The organism is Sorangium sp. So ce406 (genome assembly GCF_051474675.1).
GTDB classification, from domain to species: Bacteria; Myxococcota_A; Polyangia; order Polyangiales; family Polyangiaceae; genus Sorangium; species Sorangium cellulosum_G.
In genome coordinates this window covers 7,397,299-7,422,510 of the sequence record NZ_CP150340.1, presented here as the reverse complement: position 1 = coordinate 7,422,510, position 25,212 = coordinate 7,397,299, and the positions used below count along the sequence as shown (strand labels likewise).

Annotated in this window: 18 protein-coding genes; 10 read left to right on the top strand and 8 right to left on the bottom strand. The window is 70.9% G+C overall.

What is annotated here, in order from left to right; genetic code table 11:
• Positions 1 to 24: 24 nt before the first annotated feature.
• Together WME96_RS27435 and WME96_RS27430 are read right to left on the bottom strand one after the other, a co-directional pair.
• On the bottom strand, positions 25 to 900 hold the full coding sequence (locus tag WME96_RS27435) for a haloalkane dehalogenase (RefSeq protein WP_437284541.1): 876 nt from the start codon (positions 898 to 900) through the stop codon (positions 25 to 27).
• Positions 897 to 1,805 (bottom strand): RNA polymerase sigma factor, encoded by a 909-nt coding sequence (locus WME96_RS27430; RefSeq protein ID WP_437284540.1) that lies wholly within the window; start codon positions 1,803 to 1,805, stop codon positions 897 to 899. Before WME96_RS27430 ends, WME96_RS27435 begins: the two co-directional genes overlap by 4 nt.
• A gap of 288 nt (positions 1,806 to 2,093) precedes the next feature.
• On the opposite strand from WME96_RS27430, the gene WME96_RS27425 reads away from it, so the two are divergent.
• The gene (locus WME96_RS27425; RefSeq protein WP_437284539.1) at positions 2,094 to 3,575 is read left to right on the top strand and encodes a PQQ-dependent sugar dehydrogenase; all 1,482 of its coding nucleotides are present in this window, start codon (positions 2,094 to 2,096) and stop codon (positions 3,573 to 3,575) included.
• A 74-nt stretch (positions 3,576 to 3,649) separates the two neighbouring features.
• On the opposite strand, the gene WME96_RS27420 is transcribed toward WME96_RS27425, so the two are convergent.
• On the bottom strand, positions 3,650 to 4,690 hold the full coding sequence (locus tag WME96_RS27420) for a hypothetical protein (RefSeq protein WP_437284538.1): 1,041 nt from the start codon (positions 4,688 to 4,690) through the stop codon (positions 3,650 to 3,652).
• A gap of 469 nt (positions 4,691 to 5,159) precedes the next feature.
• On the opposite strand from WME96_RS27420, the gene WME96_RS27415 reads away from it, so the two are divergent.
• Both WME96_RS27415 and WME96_RS27410 read left to right on the top strand, forming a co-directional pair.
• Positions 5,160 to 5,531, top strand: a complete 372-nt coding sequence (locus WME96_RS27415) for a DUF4180 domain-containing protein (RefSeq protein WP_437284537.1) — start codon at positions 5,160 to 5,162, stop codon at positions 5,529 to 5,531.
• Between the two features lie 384 nt (positions 5,532 to 5,915).
• A complete protein-coding gene (locus WME96_RS27410; RefSeq protein WP_437284536.1) occupies positions 5,916 to 6,995 on the top strand; it encodes a cytochrome P450 in 1,080 nt (359 codons plus the stop codon).
• Between the two features lie 100 nt (positions 6,996 to 7,095).
• On the opposite strand, the gene WME96_RS27405 is transcribed toward WME96_RS27410, so the two are convergent.
• Positions 7,096 to 7,755, bottom strand: a complete 660-nt coding sequence (locus tag WME96_RS27405) for a glutathione S-transferase family protein (protein WP_437284535.1) — start codon at positions 7,753 to 7,755, stop codon at positions 7,096 to 7,098.
• Between the two features lie 987 nt (positions 7,756 to 8,742).
• Positions 8,743 to 8,874: a hypothetical protein gene (locus tag WME96_RS27400; protein ID WP_437284534.1), complete on the bottom strand. Its 132-nt coding sequence runs from the start codon at positions 8,872 to 8,874 to the stop codon at positions 8,743 to 8,745.
• Positions 8,875 to 9,097: 223 nt separating this feature from the next.
• Between WME96_RS27400 and WME96_RS27395 the strand changes: the two genes are divergently transcribed.
• Positions 9,098 to 12,421: an ATP-binding protein gene (locus WME96_RS27395; RefSeq protein WP_437284533.1), complete on the top strand. Its 3,324-nt coding sequence runs from the start codon at positions 9,098 to 9,100 to the stop codon at positions 12,419 to 12,421.
• Between the two features lie 57 nt (positions 12,422 to 12,478).
• On the opposite strand, the gene WME96_RS27390 is transcribed toward WME96_RS27395, so the two are convergent.
• A complete protein-coding gene (locus WME96_RS27390) occupies positions 12,479 to 14,239 on the bottom strand; it encodes an ABC transporter ATP-binding protein (protein ID WP_437284532.1) in 1,761 nt (586 codons plus the stop codon).
• A 506-nt stretch (positions 14,240 to 14,745) separates the two neighbouring features.
• On the opposite strand from WME96_RS27390, the gene WME96_RS27385 reads away from it, so the two are divergent.
• Together WME96_RS27385 and lanKC are read left to right on the top strand one after the other, a co-directional pair.
• On the top strand, positions 14,746 to 14,883 hold the full coding sequence (locus tag WME96_RS27385) for a SapB/AmfS family lanthipeptide (RefSeq protein ID WP_061614254.1): 138 nt from the start codon (positions 14,746 to 14,748) through the stop codon (positions 14,881 to 14,883).
• A gap of 136 nt (positions 14,884 to 15,019) precedes the next feature.
• Positions 15,020 to 17,674, top strand: coding sequence for a class III lanthionine synthetase LanKC (lanKC, locus tag WME96_RS27380; protein ID WP_437284531.1), 2,655 nt, complete (start codon positions 15,020 to 15,022; stop codon positions 17,672 to 17,674).
• Between the two features lie 77 nt (positions 17,675 to 17,751).
• On the opposite strand, the gene WME96_RS27375 is transcribed toward lanKC, so the two are convergent.
• Positions 17,752 to 18,633, bottom strand: coding sequence for a hypothetical protein (locus tag WME96_RS27375; protein WP_437284530.1), 882 nt, complete (start codon positions 18,631 to 18,633; stop codon positions 17,752 to 17,754).
• A 170-nt stretch (positions 18,634 to 18,803) separates the two neighbouring features.
• On the opposite strand from WME96_RS27375, the gene WME96_RS27370 reads away from it, so the two are divergent.
• From WME96_RS27370 to WME96_RS27355, 4 genes are all read left to right on the top strand, one after another.
• On the top strand, positions 18,804 to 20,123 hold the full coding sequence (locus WME96_RS27370) for a flavohemoglobin expression-modulating QEGLA motif protein (protein WP_437284529.1): 1,320 nt from the start codon (positions 18,804 to 18,806) through the stop codon (positions 20,121 to 20,123).
• Between the two features lie 130 nt (positions 20,124 to 20,253).
• The gene (locus WME96_RS27365; RefSeq protein ID WP_437284528.1) at positions 20,254 to 20,493 is read left to right on the top strand and encodes a ComEA family DNA-binding protein; all 240 of its coding nucleotides are present in this window, start codon (positions 20,254 to 20,256) and stop codon (positions 20,491 to 20,493) included.
• Positions 20,494 to 20,841: 348 nt separating this feature from the next.
• A complete protein-coding gene (locus WME96_RS27360) occupies positions 20,842 to 21,942 on the top strand; it encodes a lipase family protein (RefSeq protein WP_437284527.1) in 1,101 nt (366 codons plus the stop codon).
• A gap of 130 nt (positions 21,943 to 22,072) precedes the next feature.
• On the top strand, positions 22,073 to 23,908 hold the full coding sequence (locus tag WME96_RS27355; protein WP_437284526.1) for a glycosyltransferase family 39 protein: 1,836 nt from the start codon (positions 22,073 to 22,075) through the stop codon (positions 23,906 to 23,908).
• A gap of 57 nt (positions 23,909 to 23,965) precedes the next feature.
• Here the strand turns inward: WME96_RS27355 and WME96_RS27350 are convergent, their stop codons facing one another.
• Positions 23,966 to 25,078: an alkaline phosphatase D family protein gene (locus tag WME96_RS27350; protein WP_437284525.1), complete on the bottom strand. Its 1,113-nt coding sequence runs from the start codon at positions 25,076 to 25,078 to the stop codon at positions 23,966 to 23,968.
• Positions 25,079 to 25,212: the final 134 nt, after the last annotated feature.

The window sequence follows — 25,212 nt, the reverse complement described above, 5'->3', positions numbered from 1 at the left end:
GCGCGGCCCTGCTCCTGCAGCGCCTCACGATGGCAACGTCGGCGCCCAGTCGCCGATCGCCTGGGCGATCTCTCCTGGCGAGTCCTCCTGGACGTAGTGGGCGCCGCGCACCGTGACCTCGCGCTGGTTCGGCCAGCGCCGGCACGCGTCGCGCAGCGCGCCGATCAGGATCCGCCCCGGCTCGGCGTTGATGAACAGCTTCGGGACGGGCGTGGTCGCGAGCCAGCCGGCGTACTTCTGCACCTCGGCGCAGACCGCCGGAGGGTGGCCCTCGATGGGCAGTTGCCGCGGCCACGAGAGCGTCGGGCGGCGCGACTCGCCGGGCGTCCGGTAGGGCCGGCGGTACTCGTCGAGCTCGGGCTCCGTGAGCCCGCGCAGGACGCTCGACGGGAGGATCCGCTCGACGAACACGTTCTCCTCGAGGACGAGGCGCTCGCCCTCGGGGGATCGGAGCCGCTCGAACAGCGCCCTCGCGCTCGGGGGCCAGCCGTCCCACGTCATCGCGCCGACGATGGCCTCCATGTACGCGACGCCGCGCACGCGCTCCGGGTGCCGGCGCGCCCAGTCGAACCCGAGCGCGGAGCCCCAGTCGTGCACCACGAGGATCAGGCGCCGGCCGGGCGCGAGCTCTTCCAGGAACCCGTCGAGGAACTGCCGGTGCTGGAAGAACGTGTACGCATCGGGGCCGCTCGGGGCGAGCTTGTCCGAATCGCCCATCCCGATGAGGTCGGGGGCGACGCAGCGGAAGCCCTCCGAGAGCGGCGCGATGACGTTGCGCCACAGGAACGACGACGTGGGGTTGCCGTGAAGAAACACCATCGGCTCGCCCGCGCCGCGGTCGACGTACGCGATCGTGTGCCCGTTCACGCGGGCGCGCTTCTTCTCGCTCTGGATGATCATGGGTCCTCCGGCGCTCGACGCGAGCGCTCGGAGCGGTCAGGGACCGCGTCGCTCCCGCGTGTGACCGGAAATCGACCGCTCGCCTCCTGCGCGCCCGACAGCGAGCTCGCCGACGCGACCAGGGCGCGCACGCGCTCCGCAAAATCCTCCGTAGATGAAAATTTTGGCTGCGTGCGGAACAGGTCCAGCGACAGCCGGATCTGGCGGATCTCGCCCTCGGCGCGGAGCACCTCGAGGGTCGTCCTCGTCGGCGCCACGGCGTAGTTGAGCCGAGCCGGGTTCACGCAGCGCCGCGCGACGTTCAGGTTGACCTGGTACGCGCAGCGACACGGGTTCGTCGGATCCGCGACCCCGCAGTGTCTGGCCAGGAAGGCGTCGAGCGTTGCCCGCGCGCGCGAGAGGCGCTTGCGGAAGGCCACCTCCGAGATGCCGAGCACGTACGAGGCCTCGGCGGCCTCGAGCTCGCAGATCGCCCCGAGCACGAGCGCGATCCTCTGCGGTCGATCGAGCGCCTGCAGCATGGCCTGCGTGCACCCGATGAAGACCTCCTCCTCGAGGAGCCGCTCGTCGGCGAGCGCGCGCGTGTCGGCCTCGATCGCGTTGGGCGGCTGCCCGAGATCCTCGTCCGCGAGGGCCTCGAACGTCCAGCGCCGCCCGCGCCTCCGCAGGCGGAGCAGGAGGCGCGTCGCCACGCGGTACGCCCAGGTCCGGACCGAGCTCTCGCCGCGAAACGTCGGGAGCTCCATCACGATGAGCAGGAGGATCTCCTGCGTCGCGTCCCGGGCCGGCTCGGGCCGGCCAAGGAACCGCAGCGCGAGGCGGTACATCGGATCCTGGAGCGCGCGCACGAGCTGATCGAGGGCGTCGGGGTCGCCTCCTCGCGCGCGCTGCGCCAGCGCATCCATGGAGGTGTCGTCGCGCGCCGTCGGCGAACCTTGCTTCCCGCCCAGGTCTCCTGAGTTTTCTGGCTCCGTGATGAACTGGCTCACGGAGCCGACGGTACTGCATGATCGAAATGGAGACTTGCGGGAATGTACCTCGGCCACACGTGCGACGTTGACGAGACCCCATGAGGGTTGCCCTGGCTTGTGCACCGCATCACTGTCTTTTGCCGCGAGCACGGGAAGTTCACGTGATCTCAAGGACTGCAGACCGAGACGGAAGTCGGCCCGTTTTCGGCTAAGATGGGCCCCATGATGAAGCAACGAACGACCCTGGCTTTCTGGCTGGCTCTCGCGCTCGTGAACGGCGCCTGTGGCGACGATGGCTCCTCCAGCAGCGGTGATTCCCCGCAGGGCTCGGCGAGCTCCGGTACGGGTGCGCAGCAGGGGAGCAGCAGCTCCTCGGGCGGTGGAGGTTCACCGGCGGGCGGGACGACGGGCACGAGCACAGGGACTGGAACGGAGGCGGGCACGACCGGGAGCGGCGGCGCGCCGCCGGCCGGCACCGGAGGCGGCGGCGGAGGCGACGAGCCGCCGGTGTGCAACGCGACCGCGGCGCCCGACGTCGGGAAGCTGGCGCTCGCGCCGGTGGTCACCGGCGTCGACAGGATGGTCTACGCTGCGCAGCCGAAGGGGTCGAGCGACTGGTACCTCGTGCAGCAGACGGGCAAGATCCGCGTGTTCACGGGCGGCGCGCTGCGCGAGGAGAACTTCCTCGACGTGAGCAGCCAGATCCAGCTCAGCACGGGCGCCTTCGACGACGAGCGCGGACTCCTCAGCATCGCGTTCCCGCCCGACTACGCGACGAGCGGGAAGTTCTACATCGCGATGACGCCGACCACCGGCACCAACATGAACCGCGATGTGGTGCTCGAGTACCAGCGCTCGGCGGGCAATCCTTACGTGGCGAACGAGACGCCCACGAAGACGATCCTGCGGCTCGACGCCTCGGCGGTCAACCACAACGGCGGCCACGTCATGTTCGGGCCCGACGGCATGCTCTACGTCGGCACGGGCGACGGCGGCGGGAGCTGCAACAGCGACAAGCCCGGAGGATCGCAGGACATCAACTCGCTGTTCGGGAAGCTCCTGCGGCTCGATCCGAACGCGCCCGAGCCGTACGCGGCCGCCGGCAACCCCTTCGACGGCAGCGCCGCGCGGGTCTGGCATTACGGGCTGCGCAATCCGTATCGGTTCAGCTTCGATCGGCTGACCAAGGATCTCTACATCGGCGACGTCGGCCAGGATAGTTATGAAGAGGTCGACTTCGTCCCTGCCGGCGTGAGCGGGCTCAACTTCGGCTGGGCGGCCTTCGAGGGCAACCATGCGAATACCTGCAACGGGCGCACCCTCCGCGAGGGCACGACGGACACGAAGCCGATCGTCGACATCGACCGGCGCCGCTCCGCGACAGGGCCGTTCCGCGATTACGTGTCGGTGATCGGCGGCTACGTGTACCGGGGCGCCGCGCTGCCCCAGCTCCGGGGCGTGTACCTGTTCGGCGACTACACCGGAGAGCGCATGGGCGCGATCATGCAGTGCGACACGCAGACGTCGCCGATCACGCAGATCCTCAAGAACCGCGATCCGAACACGCCGAACGCTCCCGCGTTCGCGCGCCAGGGCGGCCTGCCGACGTTCGAGGACCTCACCGCGATCGTCGAGGACAACGACGGCGAGCTCTACTTCGTCGCGAACCGCAACAGCCTGGTGAAGATCGTCCCTGAGATGTGAATGGCTGCCCGGCGCTGGCCGCGGACGTGCGGCCGGCGCCGGGCGGTTTTATCCGCCCTCTTCCGGAGGGCGCTTCAGGGCCCGGGCGGCGGGTAGCTGGCCTCGGTCATGCCCTGGATCCAGCGCACGACCGCCTGAACGCCCGCTTCGTCGACCTTGTGAGTCCCGATGCGCGGCATCTGCCCCTCGAAGCCGCGCAGCTCCTGGCGGGCGACGAGCAGGCTGCGGGCCGGGTCGCCCGGGCGGATATCGTACCAGTAGCTGGGATCGGTGTTCTCGAGCCCCTCGTACTTGGCGTTGTCGGCAGGGCGCCTGTTGATGCCGGTCGTGACGGCGTCGGTCGTCGCCACGCTGCCGAGGTCGCCGGCCTCGAGCCGCAGGTAAAGGCCCGTGTCCCGCGCCGGCGCGTCCACGCTGTCGTTGTGGCAGCTCACGCCGCAGTTCGCGTGCATGTAGCCGAGCGCCAGGCGCTCCACCTCGTCGCCCGGGATCGACAGGGCGAGGTTGCTGCCGCCGTCGACCAGCCCGGCCTCGACGAGCTTCTCGCGCGTGAGCCCCTCGGCGCCCGGGCCGAGCATCAGCGCGTCCCAGCCGAGGACATAGTCGCCGCGCCCGGAGTGGCACTCCTTGCACTGATCGCGCGTCGGCACCGTGTGGCCCGTGCCGTACAGATCGACAACCCCCGTGTCGTTCTGCATCTGGATGGCCTCGCGCCCGTCCTCGGACCACACATAGCTCGTGTAGAGCCAGCCGTCCGGCGTCTTGCGCAGCAGGCGCGTCTCCGCGAGACGCATCGCGCCGTCAGCGCCCTGCACCTGGAACTCCTTCCAGAACTGCGTCCCCTCCGGGTACACGAAGGCGTCGGGATCGCTCGCGTCCACCTTCTGGCCCGCCGGGATCGACACCCAGCGACGCTTCGCGGCGCCGTCGCTCCAGAGCTCGATCGCCGGCTTGTACTCGAGGACACCGCACGCGGGCTCGCGCCGGTCGAAATCCCCGTAGAGGCCCGTACAGCGCAGGTCGGCCGGCAGCGCGCCGTCGGGCGGCGCATCGCAGTTCACGCCGGTGGGCATCACGAACTCGGCGCAGCCCGGGCCGCCACCTGAGCCGTCCACCTGCGTACCGCCTCCGCCATCACCCGCGGTGGCGCCCCCGCTGGAGCCCGTGCCGGCGCTGGACGGCCCCTCGCCATCGCCCGGATCACATGCGGCCGTAAATAGCAGCGCAAAGAAGAACGTTCCTTTCCCAACAACGCGAATCAGCATGCGCGCGATTCTGCCACAGAATGGCGCGCTCGGCGCCGTTCCTTGCGATCCCGCCGAACAAAATGGTCACGCATGTGGGGGTGGATCTCCGAAGGAATCTTTTGCTCGAGCTGAATGACGGGCGGCCACATGAGCCAGCGAGTCGGCCGCGGTGAGCCGCGGTGACACGAGTCCGACAGACGCTGGCGCCTCGTCCGGCCCTCGCGCGGGGCCTGTACAGCGGCCGTCTCCCGACGTTAGCCTGGGCGCGGGCGCAGCGGATCGCGATGCCAGGCAGCCCGCGCCCGGGCGGCCAGCGAGGGAAGCGATGGAACTGACGGTGGTTGACGAGGGAGGCGTGCAGTTCGTGGAAGGCGCGCCGGATCAGCGGCTCATGGCGAGCGTTCACGACGTCGACCGGGTGCTCGAGGCATGTTTCTCGGGCGGCGTGAGCGGCGCCCTCCTCCACGCGCCGAACCTGACGGCGGCCTTCTTCGACCTCAGCTCGGGAGAGGCCGGGGCGATCCTGCAGAAGCTAAGGAACTACTGGATCCGGCTCGCCGTGGTGTGTCCGCCGGGCAGCGTCAGCTTCAGCAGCCGGTTCGGGGAGCTGGTGGACGAGGAGCGCCGCGGCAAGCACTTCGGGGTGTTCGAGGCGCGCCACGACGCGGTCGAGTGGCTCCGCCGCACGTCGGACGCAGCGCCGGTGTGACCCCCGGGCGGCCGTCGCTCGGCTCGTTCCGCTTCCAGGTCGTGACCACCTGAGCGCGTGACGCCCCCTCGGCGTCGCCCGGCCTCAGGGCTGCTGACGCCCCGTGGGCGAAGTGCTGCGCTCCAGGAGTGCTTGCGTGCAGGACGCAATTTATGGGACCGTGTGTTGTCTACCTTAGCGTCGGGGCCTACGGAGGGGGCGGGTCGAGAGGATCATCCTCCCGGCTTGATCGCCGGTGTGTGCCTCGCTCGCGCGACGAACCGGGAGGCAGCCGCGATGAATTTCCCTGTCAATGTGTTGGCCCCAGAGCTGCGTGCGAATCCGTACCCTTATTTCGCCGAGATGCGGCGCGTGAGCCCGGTTTGCCAGGTCGAGCCAGGCGGGATGTGGGCAGTCACTCGGTACGAGGACGTGCTCTTCGTGATGAAGAATCCGGCGCTCTTCTCGTCCGAGGGCTTCAAGGTGGCGTGGCAGCCGCCCTGGGTGGGATACAACCCGTTCGCCAACTCGCTGCTGGCCATGGACCCGCCGTCGCACACGCGGCTGCGCGGCCTGATCCACCGCGCGTTCGGGGCCGCCACCGTGGCCCGCGTCGAGCCGCGCCTCCGCGCCGTCGCCGCCGATCTCACGAACCGGCTCGTGGAGGAGACCGATTTCGTGGAGGCCTTCGCGCACCCGCTGCCGGCTCATGCCATCGGTGAGATCCTCGGGCTCGATCACGCCCTTCACGCCCATTTCAAGCGGTGGGCCGACGAGTTCGTCGCGATCACGCCCGAGATCCCGAGCCCGGAGGACGCCGCGCGCGTGCGGGCGACCATCGCGGAGCTGACAGGGTACCTCATGGAGGTCATCGAGAAGCGGCGCCGCGCGCCCGTGGACGACACGGTGAGCGATCTCGTCCGCGCCGAGCTCGACGGACAGCGGCTGACGGACGCCGAGATCGTCGCGTTCCTCGTCACGCTCCTGATCGGCGGGCTGGAGACCACGACGCACCTGCTCGGCAATTCGCTCCTGTTCCTCGCCGACCACCCGGACATGATGGATCGGCTGCACGCCGAGCCCGGCCTGACAGCCCTGTTCGTCGAGGAGATGCTCCGCTATGACGGCCCGGTCCAGACGCTCCCGCGCATCTCCACCGCGGACGTCGCGCTGTCGGGGGTGACCATCCCGCGCGGAGCGCTGGTGCTCCCGATCGTGGCCTCCGCCAACCGGGACGAGGCGAAGTTCAAGGATCCGGATCGGTTCGACCTGCACCGCGGCTCGCAGGGCGGGCTCAACTTCGGGCACGGTATCCACTTCTGCATCGGCGCGGCGCTGGCCCGCATGGAAGCCAGGGTGGCGCTGGACGCGGTGATCGCGCGGTTCGGGCGGGTCGAGCGCGTGCCGGGAGAGATCCGCTATAACCGCACGCTCACGATCCGCGGACCGATCGCCCTGCCGCTCCGGTTCACCTCGCGGCGGTGAGCGCCGCTCGCCGAGCTGACCATGATCTCGACGGCGCGGCCCATAGGGAGCGTTCTTCCAGGCTATCTCCCGGGAGCCGCGCCTCTTGCCTATCGAGCGCTCAATCGCGGTCCGGGGCGCCCAGCGGGAAGAACGAGCGGTAGGGCCTCGCCTCGTCGATCGCCCGCGCGAAGGACGGTCGAGCGAGGAGCCGCCGCCGGTACGCGCGGACGTTCGGGAACGCCTCGCCGATCGGGTGGGCCCAGTCGGCGTAGAACAGCGCAGGCCCGGCAGCGCAGTCCGCGAGGCTGAAGGCATCGCCCGCGGCCCACTCTCGCCCGGCCATCGCGCCGTCGAGCCAGCGATAGGCGGTGTCGAGCAGCTGCCGCGCCTCGGCGACCCCCTGGGGATCGCGGTTCTCCGCGGCGCGGATGCTGTCGAACACGAGCTTCTGCATCGGCGTCATGACGTAGTTGTCGAAGAAGCGATCCATCATCCGTACATCGAGCGCCGCCCGAGGGTCGTCCGGGAGCAGCCGGAAGGAGCCAGGGTGATGGAGATCGATGTACTCGACGATGATGCTCGCCTCCACCACCGTACGGCCCTCATCGAGGAGCAAGGGCATGCGCTTGAGCGGCCACAGGGCCGCGTGCTCGGCCGCCGCCTGCTCGTTGCCGGGCGCGAGCAGGCGGAGCTCGAACGGGGTCTTGTGCTCGTAGAGCGCGATCAGGACCTTCTGGCAGTAAGAAGAAAAGGGATGGGCATACAGCTTCATCGGCATCGTCGGCTCCTCGCGTTCGTTCTGCAGCAGGCGGCGATCCTCGTCGATCGCGGCCGCCGGGCCCACATCATCTCGTTGTCTCGAGGCGACCGAAATCGACACCATGAGCCTGCCCAGCGTCGCGCTCGGTCGTGAAGCGCGGCGTTTCACCCTCTCTCGCATGTAGGCTGCCCTGTCAAGCACCCCATGGGCGCCCGGCGCGCTCTCTCCAGGGCCCGTGCTCGATGCAAGGCCCAATCACGCCTTCGCGAGATGCATTGCGATTCTGAAGGTGGTTTTTCCTGGCGAGAACTGTCGAGGCGTGGATTTCCCCCACCGGGCGAGAGACAAGCCACCATTGTGCCCTGCTGCTCGCCGCCGCGCGTGTCCGTGAAGGCGCCGCGGCCCCGCGAGTTCTCCTAAAAAAATACGTCGTGGCTGCATCCGTTGCGCCGAGGCGCTCGGCCACACCGGCGCGCCGCGCGCGGCGGTCTCCGCGGCGGGGTGGCCGCGCCGACGCACCTCCGCGTCTTCCTCGACATCCTTCATGAGCATGTGCGTCAGCACCCGCGATCGCTGGGCGCCGCCGCGTGGCGCGCCGGTCGATACAACCGATGTTCAATGCATCCGACGAACTCATCAAGACCCCGGAACTCCACGCGTGGCGCGGCGGCGCTGGATGCCCGCCGGACCGGGGGTGTGGTACAAGCGGGCGTCGCATGGCGAGGCAGCAGGGGGGGCATCTCGACGCGGTCGAGGAGCGGAGATCGGCATGAGCCGGATCGAGGCGGCGCGCGCCGGGAGCGGGCTGGATCCGGCCGGCGCCGCGCTCTCGGGCGGCGGGGAGATGGGGGCGCTCATCCGCTCGATCGACTGGTCGCGGTCGCCGCTCGGCCCTGTCGAGGCGTGGCCCCAGTCGCTGCGCACCGCGCTGTCCATCCTGCTCTCGTCCGATCACCCGATGTTCCTGTGGTGGGGCCGGGAGCTGATCCAGTTCTACAACGACGGCTACCGCCCGATCCTGGGCTCCACGAAGCACCCGGCCGCCATGGGGCAGGCGGGGCGTGTGTGCTGGAAGGAGATCTGGGACGTCATCGAGCCGATGATCGAGAAGGTCTTCTCGGGAGGGGCCACGTACATCCGCGATGGCCTGCTCATCCTCGATCGGAATGGCTTCCTGGAAGAGTGCTACTTCAACTACGGATATAGCCCCATCCGGGACGAGAGGGGCGCTGTCGCGGGCGTCTTCGTCGCGTGCTCCGAGAGCACCGGGCACATCCTCGGAAAGCGGCGGCTGCAGCTGCTCGGGGAGCTCGGGGCGCGGGCGGCCGACGCCAAGAACGTCGACGACGCCTGCCGCGTGATGATGGAGACCGTCGCGCAGGCCGGGCGCGACCTGCCGTTCGCGCTGCTCTACGTCGTCGAGCAGGACGGCGCGCGGGCGTCCCTCGCCGCGAGCGCCGGGCTCGGGCAGGGCCACGCCGCGGCGCCGGCGGCGGTGAGCCTCGAGCCGGCGGAGGGCGCGGTGTGGCCGCTCCACCGCGCGCTGCGCGAGGAGGTCGACGTGGACCTGTCGGAGCTGCCAGCGGGCGCCCTCCCGCTCCCCGGCGGGCCGTGGCCGGACGCCGCGCGCCGGGCCGTCGTGCTGCCGCTCCACCGCGCCGGCAGCGGGGGGCCGGCCGGGTTCCTCGTCGCGGGCATCAGCCCCCGGCTGGTGCTGGACGACGACTACCGCAGCTTCCTGCGGCTCGTCGCCGCGCACAGCGCGACGGCCCTCCAGAACGCCCGCGCCAGCGAGGAGGAGAAGCGCAGGCTCCTCGCGCTCGCCGAGCTCGATCGCGCCAAGACCGCGTTCTTCAGCAACGTCAGCCACGAGTTCCGCACGCCGCTGACGCTGATCCTCGGGCCCGTGGACGACAGCCTCCGCGACGCGGAGCAGCCCTTGCCCCCGCGGCAGCGCGAGCGGCTCGCGATCGTCCACCGCAACAGCCTGCGGCTCCTCCGGCTGGTCAACACGCTGCTCGACTTCTCGCGCATCGAGGCGGGGCGCATCCGGGCCTGCTACCAGCCCACCGAGCTCGGCGCGTTCACCGCGGACCTGGCGAGCTCGTTCCGCTCGCTCCTCGAGCGGGCTGGCCTCTCCCTCGCGGTCGATTGCCCGCCGCTCCCCGAGCCCGCCTACGTCGACCGGGAGCTCTGGGAGAAGATCGTGCTCAACCTGGTCTCGAACGCCTTCAAGTTCACCTTCGCGGGCGGCGTCCGGGTCTGCGTCGAGGCGGTCGACGGATCGGCCGTGCTGTCGGTCGCGGACACGGGCACCGGCATCCCGGAGGCGGAGCTGCCGCACCTGTTCGAGCGGTTCCACCGCGTCGAGGGCGCCAGGGGCCGGAGCTACGAGGGCAGCGGCATCGGCCTGGCCCTGGTGCAGGAGCTGGCGAAGCTCCACGGCGGCAGCGTGGCCGTGGAGAGCCGCGTCGGCGAGGGGAGCCGCTTCTCGGTCTCCGTCCCGCTCGGGAAGGCGCACCTGCCCGAGGACCACGTCGAGGCGGCCGCGTCACCCGCCGAGGCGGCCGAGGCGGCCGAGGCGGGGGGCGGCGCGGCGCCCTTCCTGGACGAGGCCGCGCAGTGGCTCCGCGGCGCGGAGGCGCGGTCTGCGCCGCCGCCGGCGGGGGCCGTGCCGGCGGCGGGGGAGGGGCCGCGCATGCGGCTGCCAGGGCACCTCCTCGTGGCGGACGACAACGCGGACATGCGCGAGTACGTGCGGCGGCTGCTCGTCGCGGAGGGGTGGACGGTGGAGGCCGTGGCCGACGGCCTGGCCGCGCTGGAGAGCGCGCGCGCCCGCGCCCCGGACCTCGTGCTCACCGACGTGATGATGCCCCGGCTCGACGGCTTCGGGCTGCTGAGGGCGCTGCGCGCCGACGAGCGCACCCGCGGCGTGGCCGTGATGATGCTGTCCGCGCGCGCGGGCGAGGAGGAGCGCGTCGACAGCCTCGAGGCCGGCGCCGACGACTTCCTCGTGAAGCCGTTCTCCGCGAAGGAGCTCCTCGCGCGGGTCCGCATCCACGTGGAGCTCGCGCGGCGCCGGCGCGAGGCCGACGGGCAGCGCCAGTACATGAACGACCTGTTCATGCAGGCGCCGGGGCCGATCGCGATCCTGCGCGGGCCGGAGCTCGTCTTCGAGGTGGTCAATCCGCTCTACCAGCAGCTCGTCGGCGGGCGCGCGCTCGTGGGCAAGCCGATCCGGGCCGCCCTGCCCGAGCTCGAGGGCCAGCGCGTCTGGGAGCTCCTGGACAGCGTGATGCGCACCGGTGAGCCCGTCGTCGGGAAGGAGTTCCTCGTGCGGCTCGACCGCCAGGGCACCGGCGCGGCGGAGGAGGTGTTCTTCAACTTCGTGTACCAGCCGATGCGCGACCGCGACGGGGCGATCGAGGGCGTCTTCGTGTTCGCCTTCGAGGTGACCGATCAGGTGATCGCCCGCCGGCGCGTGGAGGCGCTCGTGGAGGCGCTGAAGCTCGCCGACCAGCGCAAGGACGAGTTCCTCGCGATGCTCGCGCACGAGCTCCGCAACCCGATGGCCTCGATCAGCCTGTCGCTGTCGCTGCTCGACGACGAGGAGGGCCAGGGGCCGGGGTCGGCGCGCTACCGGGAGATCGCGCGGCGGCAGATGGGCCACCTCGTGCGGCTGGTGGACGATCTGCTCGACGTGTCGCGCATCACGCGCGGCACGGTGGAGCTGCGCCTGGAGGACGTCGACCTCGCGGCGGTGGTGCAGAACGCCGTGGCCGCGGCGCAGCCGGCCGTGCAGGCGCGGCAGCACGCGCTCTCGGTCTCGGCGGGGGCGGGGGATTTCGGCATGCGCGCGGACGCGACGCGGCTGGAGCAGGTGGTGACGAACCTGCTGACGAACGCCGCGAAGTACACGCCGCCGGGGGGCGCGATCTCGGTGCGCCTCACGCGCGAGGCGGCGGGCGGCGCGCCGGAGGCCGTGCTGCGGGTGCGCGACACGGGGCGCGGCATCCCGGCGGCGATGCTGGAGCGGGTGTTCGAGCTGTTCACGCAGGTCGACCAGACCATCGATCGAAGCACGGGCGGGCTGGGGCTCGGGCTCACGCTGGTGCGGCGGCTCGTGGAGATGCACGGCGGCAGCGTGGTCGCGGCGAGCGCCGGGCCGGGGCGGGGCAGCGAGTTCACGGTGCGCCTGCCGCTCGGCGCGGCCCCGGCGCCGCCCCTTGCGGCGCGGGCCGAGCCGCCGCCCGCGCCGCGGAAGGAGCCGCCGCCCGCGGGGCGGGAGGCGCCGCGCGCGGAGGCGGCCGAGCGGCGCCGCGTGCTCGTCGTGGAGGACGCGGCGGACGTGCGCCGGATGCTGCGGGAGTTCCTCGAGGCCCTGGGGCACGAGGTGACGGTGGCGGCGGACGGGCTGGACGGCGTGGCGAAGCTGCTGGCGCTGCGCCCCGACGTGGCGTTCGTGGACGTCGGCCTGCCCGGCATCGACGGCCACGAGGTCGCCCGCCGGGCGCGGGCGGCGCCGGACGGCGAGGCGCTCTACCTGGTGGCGCTCTCGGGCTACGGCGGCGCGGAGGACCAGGGCCGATCGCGGCGAGCCGGCTTCGACCTGCACGTGACGAAGCCCGTGACCGCCGCCACGCTGCAGCAGGTGCTGGCCGGGCGGCGAGGCGGCGTGATGTGAAACGGCGCTCGCACGGAGCGAGATCGTCAATCCGTCTGCAGGGGCCCTCCTGGGGAATCACGCGCTGACGAACTGCCGCTCGACCAGCCGTCGATAGAGCCCGTCCTGCGCGACGAGCGCCGCGTGGGCCCCGCTCTGCACGATCTGGCCGCCATCCATGACGAGCACGCGGTCGGCGCCGATCACCGTCGAGAGCCGGTGGGCGATGATGAGCGTCGTGCGGCCCTTCATGAGCGTGTCGAGCGCCGCCTTCACGAGGTGCTCGCTCTCGGTGTCGAGCGCGCTCGTCGCCTCGTCGAGCACGAGCAGGCGAGGGTTCTTGAGCACGGCGCGGGCGATGGCCACGCGCTGCTTCTGCCCGCCGGAGAGCTGCACGCCGCGCTCGCCCACGAGCGTGCGATAGCCCTCCGGGAACCGCTGGATGAAGTCGTGCGCGTTCGCCGCGCGCGCGGCGGCCTCGACCTCCTCGTCCGAGGCGCCCTCCCGGCCATAACGGATGTTGTCGGCGACGCTCGTGGCGAAGAGGATGGGCTCCTGCGCGACGATGCCGATCTGCCGGCGGAGCCAGCTCGGCGACAGCGCGCGGAGGTCGTGCCCGTCGAGGAGGATGCGCCCCTCGTCGGGATCGTAGAGCCGCAGGAGCAGCGAGGCGATCGTCGATTTGCCGGCGCCGGACGACCCGACCAGCGCGATGACCTCTCCGGGACGTACGGAGAGATCGATCCCCTTGAGGACGGGCACGTCCCTGCGCGCCGGATAGCTGAACTTCACCCGATCGAGCTCCAGCTTCCCCTGGACGCAGGGCGGCTCGAGGCCGCCCGAGAGCGGTATGGCCGGCGCCCGGTCGAGGAGATCGAAGACGCGCTCGGCGGCGCCGAGCGCCCTCATGAACGCGGCCCACAGGTCGCTCAGGCCGGCGAGCGAGAAGGCGACGAGGAGCGTGTAGACGAGAAAGGAGGTGAGCTTGCCGATCGTCATGCTCCCGGTGACGACGAGGTGGCCGCCGTACCAGAGCACGAGCCCCGTGGCCGCGTAGCCCGCGAACGTCACCACCCCCGAGAAGGCCCCCGAGGCGCGGACGCGGGTCCTGGCGCGATCGAAGGAGTCCGCCACCTGCCCGGCATAACGCTCCACCTCCTGCTTCTCGGCGGCGAACGCGCGGACGGTGCGGATGCCCGAGAGCGCCTCCTCGGCGATCTCGCTGGAGCGCGCGAGCGAGTCCTGGACGGCGCGGGAGAGCTTGCGGACCTTGCGCCCATAGATCACGGCGCCCACCAGCACGGGGGGGACCACCGACAGCATCAGCAGCGTGAGCCGAGGGGACGTGTACACGAGGAACCCGAGGCCGCCGATGGCAGACGCGGTGAGCCGCAGCGCGACGGAGATGTCCACGCTGACGGCGTTCTGGAGGACGGTCGTGTCCGAGGCCAGCCGGCTCGTCAGCTCACCTGTCCTGTGATCATCGAAGAAGGCCATCTCCTGCCGGAGGACGTGCTCGAACAGGCGCGCGCGCAGCCGGGCGACCACGCGCTCGCCGGCGGTGGTGAAGAGGACGTACCGGAGCGCCACCGCGACGGCCTGGAGCGCGATGATGGGCACGAGCCAGAGCGCCATGCTGTCGATTGTCCCGGCGGCATTCCCCGGTCCGAGCGCGTCGTCGATGATCCGCTGGATCACCTGCGGAAGGAGGAGGCTCATTCCGCTGCCGATGGCCAGGAACAGGGTGCCGAGGGCGAGACTCCCGAGCTCGGGTCGGGCGAGGCGGAGGAGACGCAGGAGGTGTCCGGGGCTGCTCCGCCCCTCGTCTGAGCGCTGCATTGGCCTCCTTCAGCCTAGCAGGCGCCGCGCGATCGGGCGCGCGCCGCGGCGCCCGCGTGACACCGCATGCATGCTGTCTGGTGCTACGCCGCGTTCGCGGACATGGTTTGACCACCTCGCACGGTCGAGGCCGCTTTTGCTGGATATCTACTGACCACATGCTCGGTCGAGCCCGTTTGCGCCGGCCAAATCGTGACCACCGGAATGGGGCATCGAGCAGAGCTTCTGCGGGCTCAGCGTTGAGCTCGTGGCAGGGTGCTACAGATTGGCAATTTTGCCACCGCGTGATTGGGGCATTTTGACAGCTCCAATTGCGCTGTGATGGATCTGATCTGCTTTGGTGTGCAATCGATCTGAGATAGCAGATATCGATGTTGACTGTTGTGGTAATGTTTTGGTGTGGATGCAATCGTGGCGCGCGTTCCATCATCTCTGACGGATCCGCGATGGCGTCGCGGTCTGGCCTCGCTCTTGCTGAACCCCTCCTCGACCAAAGGAGGTCAATTATGAAGAAGATCCTGTCGCTCCAGAAGCTTTCGACGAAGGGTACGACCACGGGCGGTGGCGGTGGCGGCGGTGGTGGCTCGCATGCCAGCCTGCTGCTCTGCGGGGACTCGTCGCTGAGCCTCACCAGCTGTAACTAGTCCTGCATAGAGGGCGATTGCAGCTACCGAAGGTTGGAGCGAGCAGAGTCCTCTCCCGGGGGTAAGCCTTCGGGAGAGGACTCTGCTCCTCTGCTTTCATGGTTCATGGTTCGAGGCGCGTGGCCAGCGAGGGATCATGCAAGGCATCGACAGAAGGGCGAGAGAACGCATCGTTGATTTCACGATCACTCACCCGGAGCGCTACGCGAACCTGGATAGCTACCGGTCCGAGAGGGCAGAGTTCAGGAACCAGGTGAAGGGCCTCGTGCCCGAGGGCTGGACGGTCGGAGAGGGCCCGGGCCTGTGGTGCGAGGTCCACCCCCCGGAGAAGCGCGTGCCGGACGGCGGGTTCAAGATCCACCTGTCGACCACGCACGACCGCGCGCGGGACATGCTGGCGGCGGTGGCGCCCATCCTCGTGGAGGAGGGCGCGTCGTTCAAGGTCCTCGTCGACGAGCGGGTCCTCGACCTCGGCAACTCGACGTTCTGGGGTCGGGGCGCGTGCGGCAAGTTCATCACCATCTACCCAGCGGACGTCGATCAGCTCAAGCGGCTCATGGAGCGCGTCCACGACGTCACGAAGGACTTCCGGGGCCCGTACATCCTGTCCGACAAGCGCTACAAGGACAGCAAGGTGCTGTTCTACCGTTACGGCGCCTTCAGGAAGGCGAGCCAGGTCAACGTGTTCGGCGAGCAGGTCCCCATGCTCCGGACCGCGGACGGCCAGATGATCCCCGACTACCGGCTACCCTACTTCGGCCTCCCCGAGGGAGTCAGCGATCCGTTCCCGGATACGGAGGAAGAGGACGACGAGCTCGTCCTGAAGGGCAGGTACAAGGCGACCGAGGCGCTGGGCACCTCGAGCAAGGGCGGCGTCTACCGGTGCCTCGATCTCGAGACGAACGCGGAGGTCGTGGTCAAGGAGGCCAGGCCGCTCGTGAACCGAGGGCGGAAGATCCCGCACGACGCGATCGACTGTCTGAGAAATGAGTATCGCGTGCTCAAGCGCCTGGAAGGCACCGGCGTGACCCCTCGGCCGATCGAGCTCTTCGACGAGTGGGAGCACAGCTTCCTCGCCATGGAGCTCGTGAAGGGCATGCCCCTCGGGCACTACCTCGGCTCCTGGCGGTCGTCGATCCTCCTCATGACAGATCCGACGGTCGATGACATCCGGAGGTACTGTAAGGAGTTCCTGGACATCGCGCGGAAGATCCTCGCCGGGGCGCGGAAGATCCATGAGCAAGGGGTGGTGATCCAGGACATCTCGCCGCGGAACATCCTGTTCGATCCGGAGGAGCGGACGGTGATGTTCATCGATTTCGAGGCGGCTTACATCCAGGAGCGCGACGCCGGCGGGCTGATCATCCCGATCCACACGGCTGGCTTCGGAGAGGAGCGGAAGATGGGTGAGGCCCCGACGGTCGCCGGCGACTACAGGGCGCTGAGCCGCATCCTCGGCGAGCTCGTGTACCCGCCCACGCCGTTCTTCACGCTCGCGCCGCAGCGCCGGGCGCCCATGCTGGCGCACGTCGCGAAGGAGCTCGGCGTCCCCGAGGCGTTCGTGCGGCTCATCGTCGGGGTGGGCGAGCAGCCGGAGCGCGCGGACGCGCTGCTCTCGGAGGCCGAGCGCAGCATCGAGCGCGTCACCGCCGTCGAGCCGCTGAAGCCGCTCCGGAGCGACGACGACCGCCGGAAGGTCGTCGATTCGATCGCGAGCTACATCGTGGATCAGATCGGCAGCGGCGACGATCCGCTGGATCTGCCGATGGACTACCGGCGGTTCGCGACGAACCGGCTCAGCGTCGCGTATGGCGCGTCCGGCATCGCGCTCTTCCTGAAGCGCACGCGGGGAGAGGTCCCCGGGGCGTTCCTCGATGCGCTGGCGCGCGAGGCGTCGAAGATCGACAATGGCAGCTATGCGCCCGGGCTCTACGTGGGCAGCGCCGGGATCGCATGGACGCTCCTGGAGCTCGGGATGCGGAAGGAGGCAGAGGCGCTCATGGAGCTTTCGGCGAAGTCGCCGATCCTCTTCGAGAACGCCGACATGTTCTACGGCGCCGCGGGCTGGGGCCTCGCCAACCTCTTCTTCTTCGCGCAGCTCGGCGACGAGAGGTACCTGAAGAACGCGGTCGACGCGTTCGACCACATCAAGCCGAGCCTGAAGCAGGACAGGGGCGGGTACTGTTACGAGAACACGGACACCGTGTATCACGGCCTCGCGCACGGCGCCTCCGGCATTGGCTACTTCCTGCTGCGGCTCTACCGGGCCTCCGGGAAGGAGGAGCACCTCGACGTGGCGAAGGGGCTCCTCGATTTCGAGCTCGCGAGCGCCGAGCAGCAGGAGGGGAAGGAACACCTCGTGTTCCGGCGATCCATCGAGGAGAACGTCTACTATCCTTACTGGCGGATCGGGGGCGCGGGAGTCGGCACGGTCGCGCTGCGGTTCCACGCGGCGCTGGGGGACGCTCGCTACCTGGAGACGGCACGGAAGATCGCGCTCCACCTCGAGGGCGGCTACACCGTCTTCCCCACGAACTTCTCCGGCATGTCCGGGATCGGCAATTTCTTCGTCGACCTGCACCGCCGCACCGAAGACGGGCGCTACCTCGACGAGGCCCGCCGGTTCGTCGACAGGGTGATGCTGTTCGCGCTCGAGAAGCCGTCGGGGCTCGCGTTCCCCGGCGAGGAGCTCCTCCGCATCTCGACCGACTATGGAACCGGCTCCGCCGGGATCGGGATGTTCATTCACCGGACCGTGGCCGGCGGCGGGCTTCCGTATCTCGATTTCTGATGTGATCGACCCCCCGGCCGATCGCTCCGCCGCGCGCGGGCCACGGGCGCGCGTCACGGCGGCCGATGAGCGCGCCCTCAGCTCGGGCGGTGCAGGCGGACGATCTTGGCGCCGGGGCGGGGATCGATCGGCGGCAACGCGAGCACGAGCCGCTCGATGTGCGGCAAGGCGTGCTGCACCGCGCCCTCCGCCTGGAGCTCGGAGAACGGGCCGGGGTAGGCGAGGACCAGGCGGTAGATGCTCGCGAAGGAGCGCGCGTACACGCCGACCTGCTCGTCCTGGCCGACGAACCGGCCGTGCGTGGATCCCTCGGAGGCCGCGGGCCCCCGCACCCGGTCGATGGCCCGCGCGATCGCGACCTGCCGCCTCCACGCGTTCGGGCTGCGTGAGCCGCGCTCCCGGATCTTCTGGAGGTGGCCGGCGATGGTCTCGCGCTCCCCGGGGCCGAGCGACGTGGTCGCGAGCGTCTGCTCCAGCGCGAGGTCGTCGAGCTCGAGCAGATCGATCAGGTTCACGCCGGCGTGCTCCACGTCGTCGGCCCACTGCGCGAGCAGCAGCGCATAGTCGACGTCCGCCTCGTCGCGGCGCGGCTCCGAGGTCCCCCAGATCACCGGGGAGGTGTCGTCGACGACGACCGCGCCGAGCGCGCCCGCGCGCTGCGCGAGCACCTCCAGCTCGTCGTCCAGGCGGTGCGTCGACCCGCCGTGCGCGGGCCGCTGGCCTCCACCCCCTGACGAGAGCCCCGCGAACGCCGCAGAGAGCTCCTCGAGCCGCCTCGAGACCTCGGCCGGCTCGCGGGGCGGCTCGGCGAAGCGCGCGACCAGCCGCGAGCCGTTCGGCAGCGCGCACCACACCGCGCGCGGGTCGGCGGGCGGCTTGCCGCCGAGCTCGATCAGGGCGTCATCGGCCGAGAGCTCGCGCTGCACGAGATCGAGGAAACGGAGCAGGGCTGAGTCCATGGCCGAGCAGCCTACTCCAGGACCGGGAGGCCGACGACCGTTGACGAGCGAGCCGGCGGCTTCGACTCCCTCGCCCATGTCGAGCGCCTCGACCGCTGGACCGCGTCGCCCGCTCACCGTCCGGCGCGGAGCCGCTTCCCGCGCCCGGCGGTTCGGGCGATCCTGGGTGCATGAGCATCGATCGCGCCGTGCTGGAGCAGCTCGAGCGGGTCGGCGGGCGCCTCGCGGAGGGCAAGGCCCTCAAGCTGCTCGACGACATCGCCTGGCCCCGCGAGGTGGAGGAGCGCTTCTTCGCCTCCGGCGAGGAGCGCCTCCCCGAGGTCGAGTACCGCGTCGACCGTGACGGCCTCGCGCGGCGCATCGCCGAGCTGCGCGAGCTCCTCGGGTCGATCGACGGTGACGCCCCGGCGCTCGAGTGGCTGCGGGACAGCGTGCGCGCGCAGATCCAGGCCGCGGAGCTGCTCGACGCCGCGGGCACCCGCGAGTTCTCCGCGCGCTCGCGGGAGCTCTACGGCGGCGCGCGCACGCGGTTCTACGGCGGCGCCCTCAGGAACATCGATCTCGCCGAGCACCTCACCGAGCGCCTGCGCGTCCACGGCTGGGACGAGGCGAGCGACCCCGAGGAGGAGCCGCTCGACGCGGGCGCGCTCCGGGACCAGCTCGCCGCGCGCGTCGCCGCGCGGAGGCCGCACATCGACATCGAGATCGCGCTCGACCCGCGGATCACGGCCAAGGTGGTGGCCGGCATGAGCCGGGTCCGCGTCCGGCCGGAGGCCACCTTCGCGTCGTGGGAGGCCGAGGGGCTGTGGCACCACGAGGTCGAGACGCACGCGCTCACCGCGCACAACGGCGCGGCGCAGCCGAGGCTGTCGTTCCTGCGCTCGGGCGGCCCGCGCACCACGCGCACGCAGGAGGGGCTCGCCATCTTCGCCGAGCTGTACAGCCGCTCGCTCTCCATCGGCCGGCTCACCCGGCTCGCCGAGCGGGTGCGCCTCGTGGACATGGCCGAGCAGGGCGCGAGCTTCGTCGATCTCTACCGCCACCTGCGCGAGCGCGGCGCCGAGCGCCGCGACGCCTACTTCGACGCCCAGCGCGTCTGCCGCGGCGGCCTCTGCGAGGGCGGCGCGCCGTTCACCAAGGACGCCTGCTACCTGGCCGGGCTGCTCGAGGTCTACGCCTTCCTGGCCGCGGTCCTGCGCGGCGGGCTGCGCGACGAGGTCGAGCTGCTCGTGTGCGGCCGGATCGCGCTCGACGACATCGCGGTGCTCGCGGAGCTGCGCGCCGCAGGGGTGCTCGAGCGGCCGCGCTACCTGCCGGGCTGGCTGCGCGCGTGGCAGACGCTGCTGCCGTACTTCGCGTTCACGTCGTTCATGGACGGCATCGACCTCGGCCCGGTGGAGCGGCACTTCCAGGAGCTGCTCCGCGTGGCCGCGGACGCGCGGCCGGCCGGGGAGGGGAGGCGGCGCCGCGCCCGGCCGCCGGGATCGTGAACACATCCTGGCTGAGGTGGGCCGGTCCCGGAGCTCGGCACGGCGGGCCACTCCCCACCGCGGGCGCGCTGCACAAGGCTGCTCTCGGCGCGGAGGGACCGCGACGGTTCCTGGCGCGAGGGGGGGACCCATGGCGGAGTCGATCGACATCAACAAGGCGAACGCGGAGGAGCTACAGCAGGCGCTCCAGGTGAGCGAGGAGTGCGCGCGGAGGATCGTCGAAAAGCGCGAGCAGCTCGGGGGATTCAGCAGCTGGGAGGAGCTCAAGCAGGTGGCCGGCATCGACGATGCCCTGGTGGAGAGCCTGAAGGACGGGGGCTTCAAGGTCTGGAAGGGCTTCGTGCCGCCGCCCTCGGCGAAGCACGCCTGAGCCGGCGGACGGGAGGCCTGAAGCTGTTCTCGACGGCGGCGCGCGTCGGGACGCCGCACCAGGCTTGCGCCGTGTGGGGCGGCCCCGCGGCGCAGCGATGGCGGGCCGTCGGCGGGTGCAGCGAGGCGCTCCGTTCAACACGGTCGCGGGGCGGGTTCATCCATGTCGCCCATCCGCCCTGCTTGTCGACCCGCGCCGCGGCGGGCGCAGGTTGCGCTCTGGCACCGGGCGCTCGCCGGCGGTAGACCTGTCGAGAGCGCGCTCGGGGCTCGCGCCATGAGGCCTGCCCGTCCGGCCCGCAGAGGCGGCGTCCGGGCATGCCAGTCAGCTCGATGAGGGGGAGGACTCATGACGGATTCCATCGTTGCCACGCCGCCTCTGGACGTCCTGGTCCCGCCGGCGGCCTCTGGACCGGACGCCCTCGGCGACACACCCGCCGAGCGAGGCACGATCCAGCGGCTCTTGCGGGTAGATCCCGCGACGCGTGAGCCGGACAGCGATGCGACGCTGATCCTGTCCCTGGCGTCGGCGTGGATGTACTCGGATCCGGACACGCTGAAGAAGGCTCTGTGTGTCTATGGCGAATGGAACTTCGTGCGGGTCAGCGTGGAGAACAACGCGCTCTTCCTGGCGAGCGACGTGTGCTTCATCCAGAGCAGGTGCCGGCGCCTGCTCATCCTGTGCGTCAAGGGGACCGAGCCGGGGAACATCTTCAACTGGCTCACGGACGCGAGCGTCGCGTCGCAGCGGTTCCACGCGCTCGGGCGCGTCCACGGCGGCTTCGCGCGCAACATCGGCGTGATGTGGGATATGATCGACAGGCATTTCCTCGCGGCGCTGCGCGGCGAGAACATCCATGATGTGCTCCCAGGCAACGTGGACTCCCCGTGTACCGCCGTCAGGTCGAGCGCGGATGGCGAGCCCGCGCCGGAGTCCCCGGGCAAGCTGGAGGCGCTCTACATCACCGGACACAGCCTGGGCGCAGCGATGGCGGCGCTCGCCGCCGCGCGCCTGTTCACGGACAACAAATACAGCGACATCCGGCGGCTGCTGCGCGGGGTCTACACCTTCGGGCAGCCCATGGTCGGCGACGCGGCCTTCGCCGCCAGGGCCGAAGAGCTCCTCGGCGACAGGTTCTTCCGCTTCGTCTACGCGAACGACATCGTACCTCGCCTGCCGCCGCTCTCGACGGGCCGCTTCGCGCACTTCGGGAGGGCGTACCGCTCGACAGGGGAGGGGTGGACGTACGAGGGCAGGGTCGCGGGCCAGACGCGCACGTTCCTCGTGAGCGCGTCGGTCGGGATCTTCGCCTGGATCAAGCAGCAACTGCCGATCGTCCGGTGGATCCCGCTGCCCTTCTCCTGGGGCGACCACTCGCCGGCCAACTACGTGGAGGCGTCGCAACAGGGCACGGAGCAGCCGGCGATCTTCCGGTTCCGGCTCGACTAGCGCGGCGTCGCACACGTCGGTCCGTGATTCCGCGGAGCGGCGAGGCTGGAAGACACCCGGCGCGCCGCGCGCGCGACGATCTCGTTGTGAAACGGGGGCCGTGCAACTAGATTCCGCGGCCGCACGCCCCATGAGCGACATCCCTGCTTCGCCCGAGCCCGCGGCCACGCCGCCTGTGCGCCGCTGGCCGCGCGTCTCCCGCCGCGCGGCGCACGCCGTCGCGGCCGGGATCCTCGCGCTCTCGGCGGCCCTCATGGCGGTCGACATCGCGCGCGACTCTCCGACGTACGATGAGCCGTTTCACACGACGCGCGGGCTCGCGCTGTGGTGGGAGGGGGACAGCCGCCTCTCGTTCGCCCACCCGCCGCTCGCGAACGCCCTGCAGGCCGCGCCGGGCGCCGCGCGCGGGGCAGCGGCGGATCTCTCCGAGCTCCGCGGGTGGGAGCAGTCCGATCTGGTGGAGGTGGCGCGCGGGTACGGGGCCAAGAGCTACGACCGCGCGCGCTCGGACATGGTGCTCGGGCGCGCGGTCACGGCGGCGCTCGCGCTGCTGCTCGGCGTCTACCTCTACGCCCGCGCGCTCCGGCACGGCGCGGCGCGCGCGCTCCTCGTGCTCGGCCTGTACGCGCTGCACCCCATGGTGCTCGCGCACGGCCACCTGACGACCACCGATCTGCCGATCGCCGTCACCTTCGTGATCGCCGTGTGCGAGTGGCAGAGCTACCTCACGGGCGGCAGGCCGCTGCGGCTCGCCACGGCCGCCCTCGCGCTCGGGGCCGCGATGGTCACCAAGTTCAGCGCGCTGATACTCCCACCCGCCTTCGCGCTGGTCGCGCTGTACGCGGCCCTCCGGCGGGCCGGCCGGTTCTCCGGCCTCTCCTGGCCGCGCGTCGCCGGCGGGCTCGCGCGCGACGCCGCCGTCGTCCTCGCGGTCGTGCTCCTGGTGATCAACGCGTCGTACGGCTTCCAGCGGACGGGCTGGACGGTCGACCGCATCCTCGCCGAGCCCGAGCCGGCGCACTGGCTCAGCAGCAAGCAGAAGGGCAACCTGCTCGACCGATCGGCCCTCGCGGCGCTCCCGGGCGGCCTGCGCGTGCCGCTGCCCTACACCTATGTCTTCGGGACGTTCTCCGCCGCCGCCCATACCAGGTCGAACCACGGCAATTACTTCTTCGGCGGCCTGCACGGCCCCTCGCCCGCGTACTTCCCTGTCCTGCTCGTCCTGAAGAGCCCTGTTGGATTCCTGTTCTTGCTCGGGGTCGGCGCGTCGCTCCTCCGCGTGCGCCGGCGCTGGCCTCGCCTGCGGACGGTGGCCCTCGCGACCGCTCCGGCGCTCTTCATGGCGCTCGCGGTCCGGTCGCAGATCAACCTGGGCGTGCGGCACGTCCTGCCCGTGGTGCCGTTCCTCGCGATGGTGGCGGCGCGCGGCGGCGCGTGGCTCGCGCTCCGCCCCCGGAGGGCGGCGACGCGCGTCCCCGTCCGGATCGCGAGGTTCGCGGCGGCGGGGGCCGCGGGCCTCGTCGCCGTGGAGGCGGTGGCGGCCACGCCCCACCACCTCAGCCATTTCAACTGGCTCGTGGGCGCGCGCGCCGGACACTGGGTCAGCATGGTGGGAGAGGACTGGGGCCAGGACATCGCGAGCCTCGGCGAGGCCCTGCGCGAGCGCGACGCGTCGCCCGTGTACTACGAGCCTTACGGCGACTGGGCCTCCGCGGAGCTCTCGCGGGCGGGCGTCCGGCACCGGAGGCTCCGCTGCAATCAGGCGCTGCCCCGCCCCGCCTGGGTGGCGATCCACGCGTCGGTCGACGTCCGGCGCCGGAAGCCGTGCGCGGCGCTCCGCGACGGCGCGGTGCGCGAGGCCGTCATCGATCACCACATCCTCGTGTACCGCCTGGAAGACGCGCCCGCGTCGCCGCCCGCGAAGGCCCCCGACGACGCGGCGGACGGCGACGACGTGAAGGAGTAGGCCGCAGCGCTGCGCGCGCGGGCGCGCGTCGACAGAAGCTCGCTCGCGCGCCGTCCGTCAGAACCGCAGCTCGCTCGTCCTCACCTCGTGCTCCACGCGCGTCACGCCGGTGACGTCGATCAGGCCGAGGGAGATCGCGTGGTCCGCCTCTCCCCAGGTGATCTCCACGAAGCCGTAGTTGTTCTCCGCGACGGGCGAGCCCACCCGGTTCGCGTTCGCCTCGATCGCCGGCCACGTCTCGGTGATGCCGCTCGAGGTGAGGTCGTAGAGGGGATAGCCGCCGTCGGTCTCGAGCCGGGAGAGCTCGCCCCAGTGGACGTCGCCGCTGATGAAGAGGGTCGCCTCCGCGCGCGTCCTCTTGAGCAGATCCACCATCCTCTGGCGTTCATGGGGCATGTTGGTCCACGACTCGTAGCCGTTGTATTCATGGCCGAACTGCGTGCTCGTCCCGATGATGCGCACGTCCGCGGGCTTCTCCAGCTCGCCTTCGAGCCAGGCCCACTGGGCGTCTCCGAGCAGGGTCCGCGACGTGTCCGCCGTCGGCTGGTAGTCGTGCTTGTATCTCGTGGGATCGCTGTTCGCGTCGAGCGGATCGCGGAACCAGCGGGTGTCGAGGAGGATGATCTGGACGGTGCCGCCGGGCTCCTCGCGGAGGTACGAGGTGTAGATGCCCTCCCGCGCGCGCCGCGGCGAGCCCGCGGGCTCTCCCCAGAAATCGAGGAAGAGGGCCTTCGTGGCGGCCTTCTGGGGGAACTCCTTGCCGGCGTCGTTCGCGCCGTAGTCGTGGTCGTCCCATGTGGCGATGACGGGGACGGCCGCGAGGAGGCCCTGAAACTCGGGGGACGCCGCGAGCTTGTCGTACTTCGCCTGCAGCACGGCGATGTCCTCGGAGTCGCCGTAGATGTTGTCGCCGAGGAACACGAACAGGTCGGGCGCGCTCGCCGTCGCGAGCTCCAGGACAGGCTTCCTCTTGTCCTGGTGCATGCAGGAGCCGAAGGCGATGCGGGTCTTCAGCGACCTTGGGCCGCCCCCGCCTCCGCTGCCCCCTGTCCCCGCGTCGCCTCTCGGCGTGTCGCTGGAACTGGCGTCGTCGGTGCCGCTGCACGCGAGGGTGGGAAGGAGGGGCACGAGGCCAAGGGCAAGGCCGAGGATCGTGGGGACCTTTTGCATGACGGCGAGGCTAACACGCAGATGGAGCGCTTCCCGCCGTCGGCTGACAGCGCCATCTGCTCGGCGCAAAGGGAAAGCCCAGACGGAAGTCTCGCTCTGGATCCGCGCTGGTGAGGGCGGCGCGCGTTGACCCC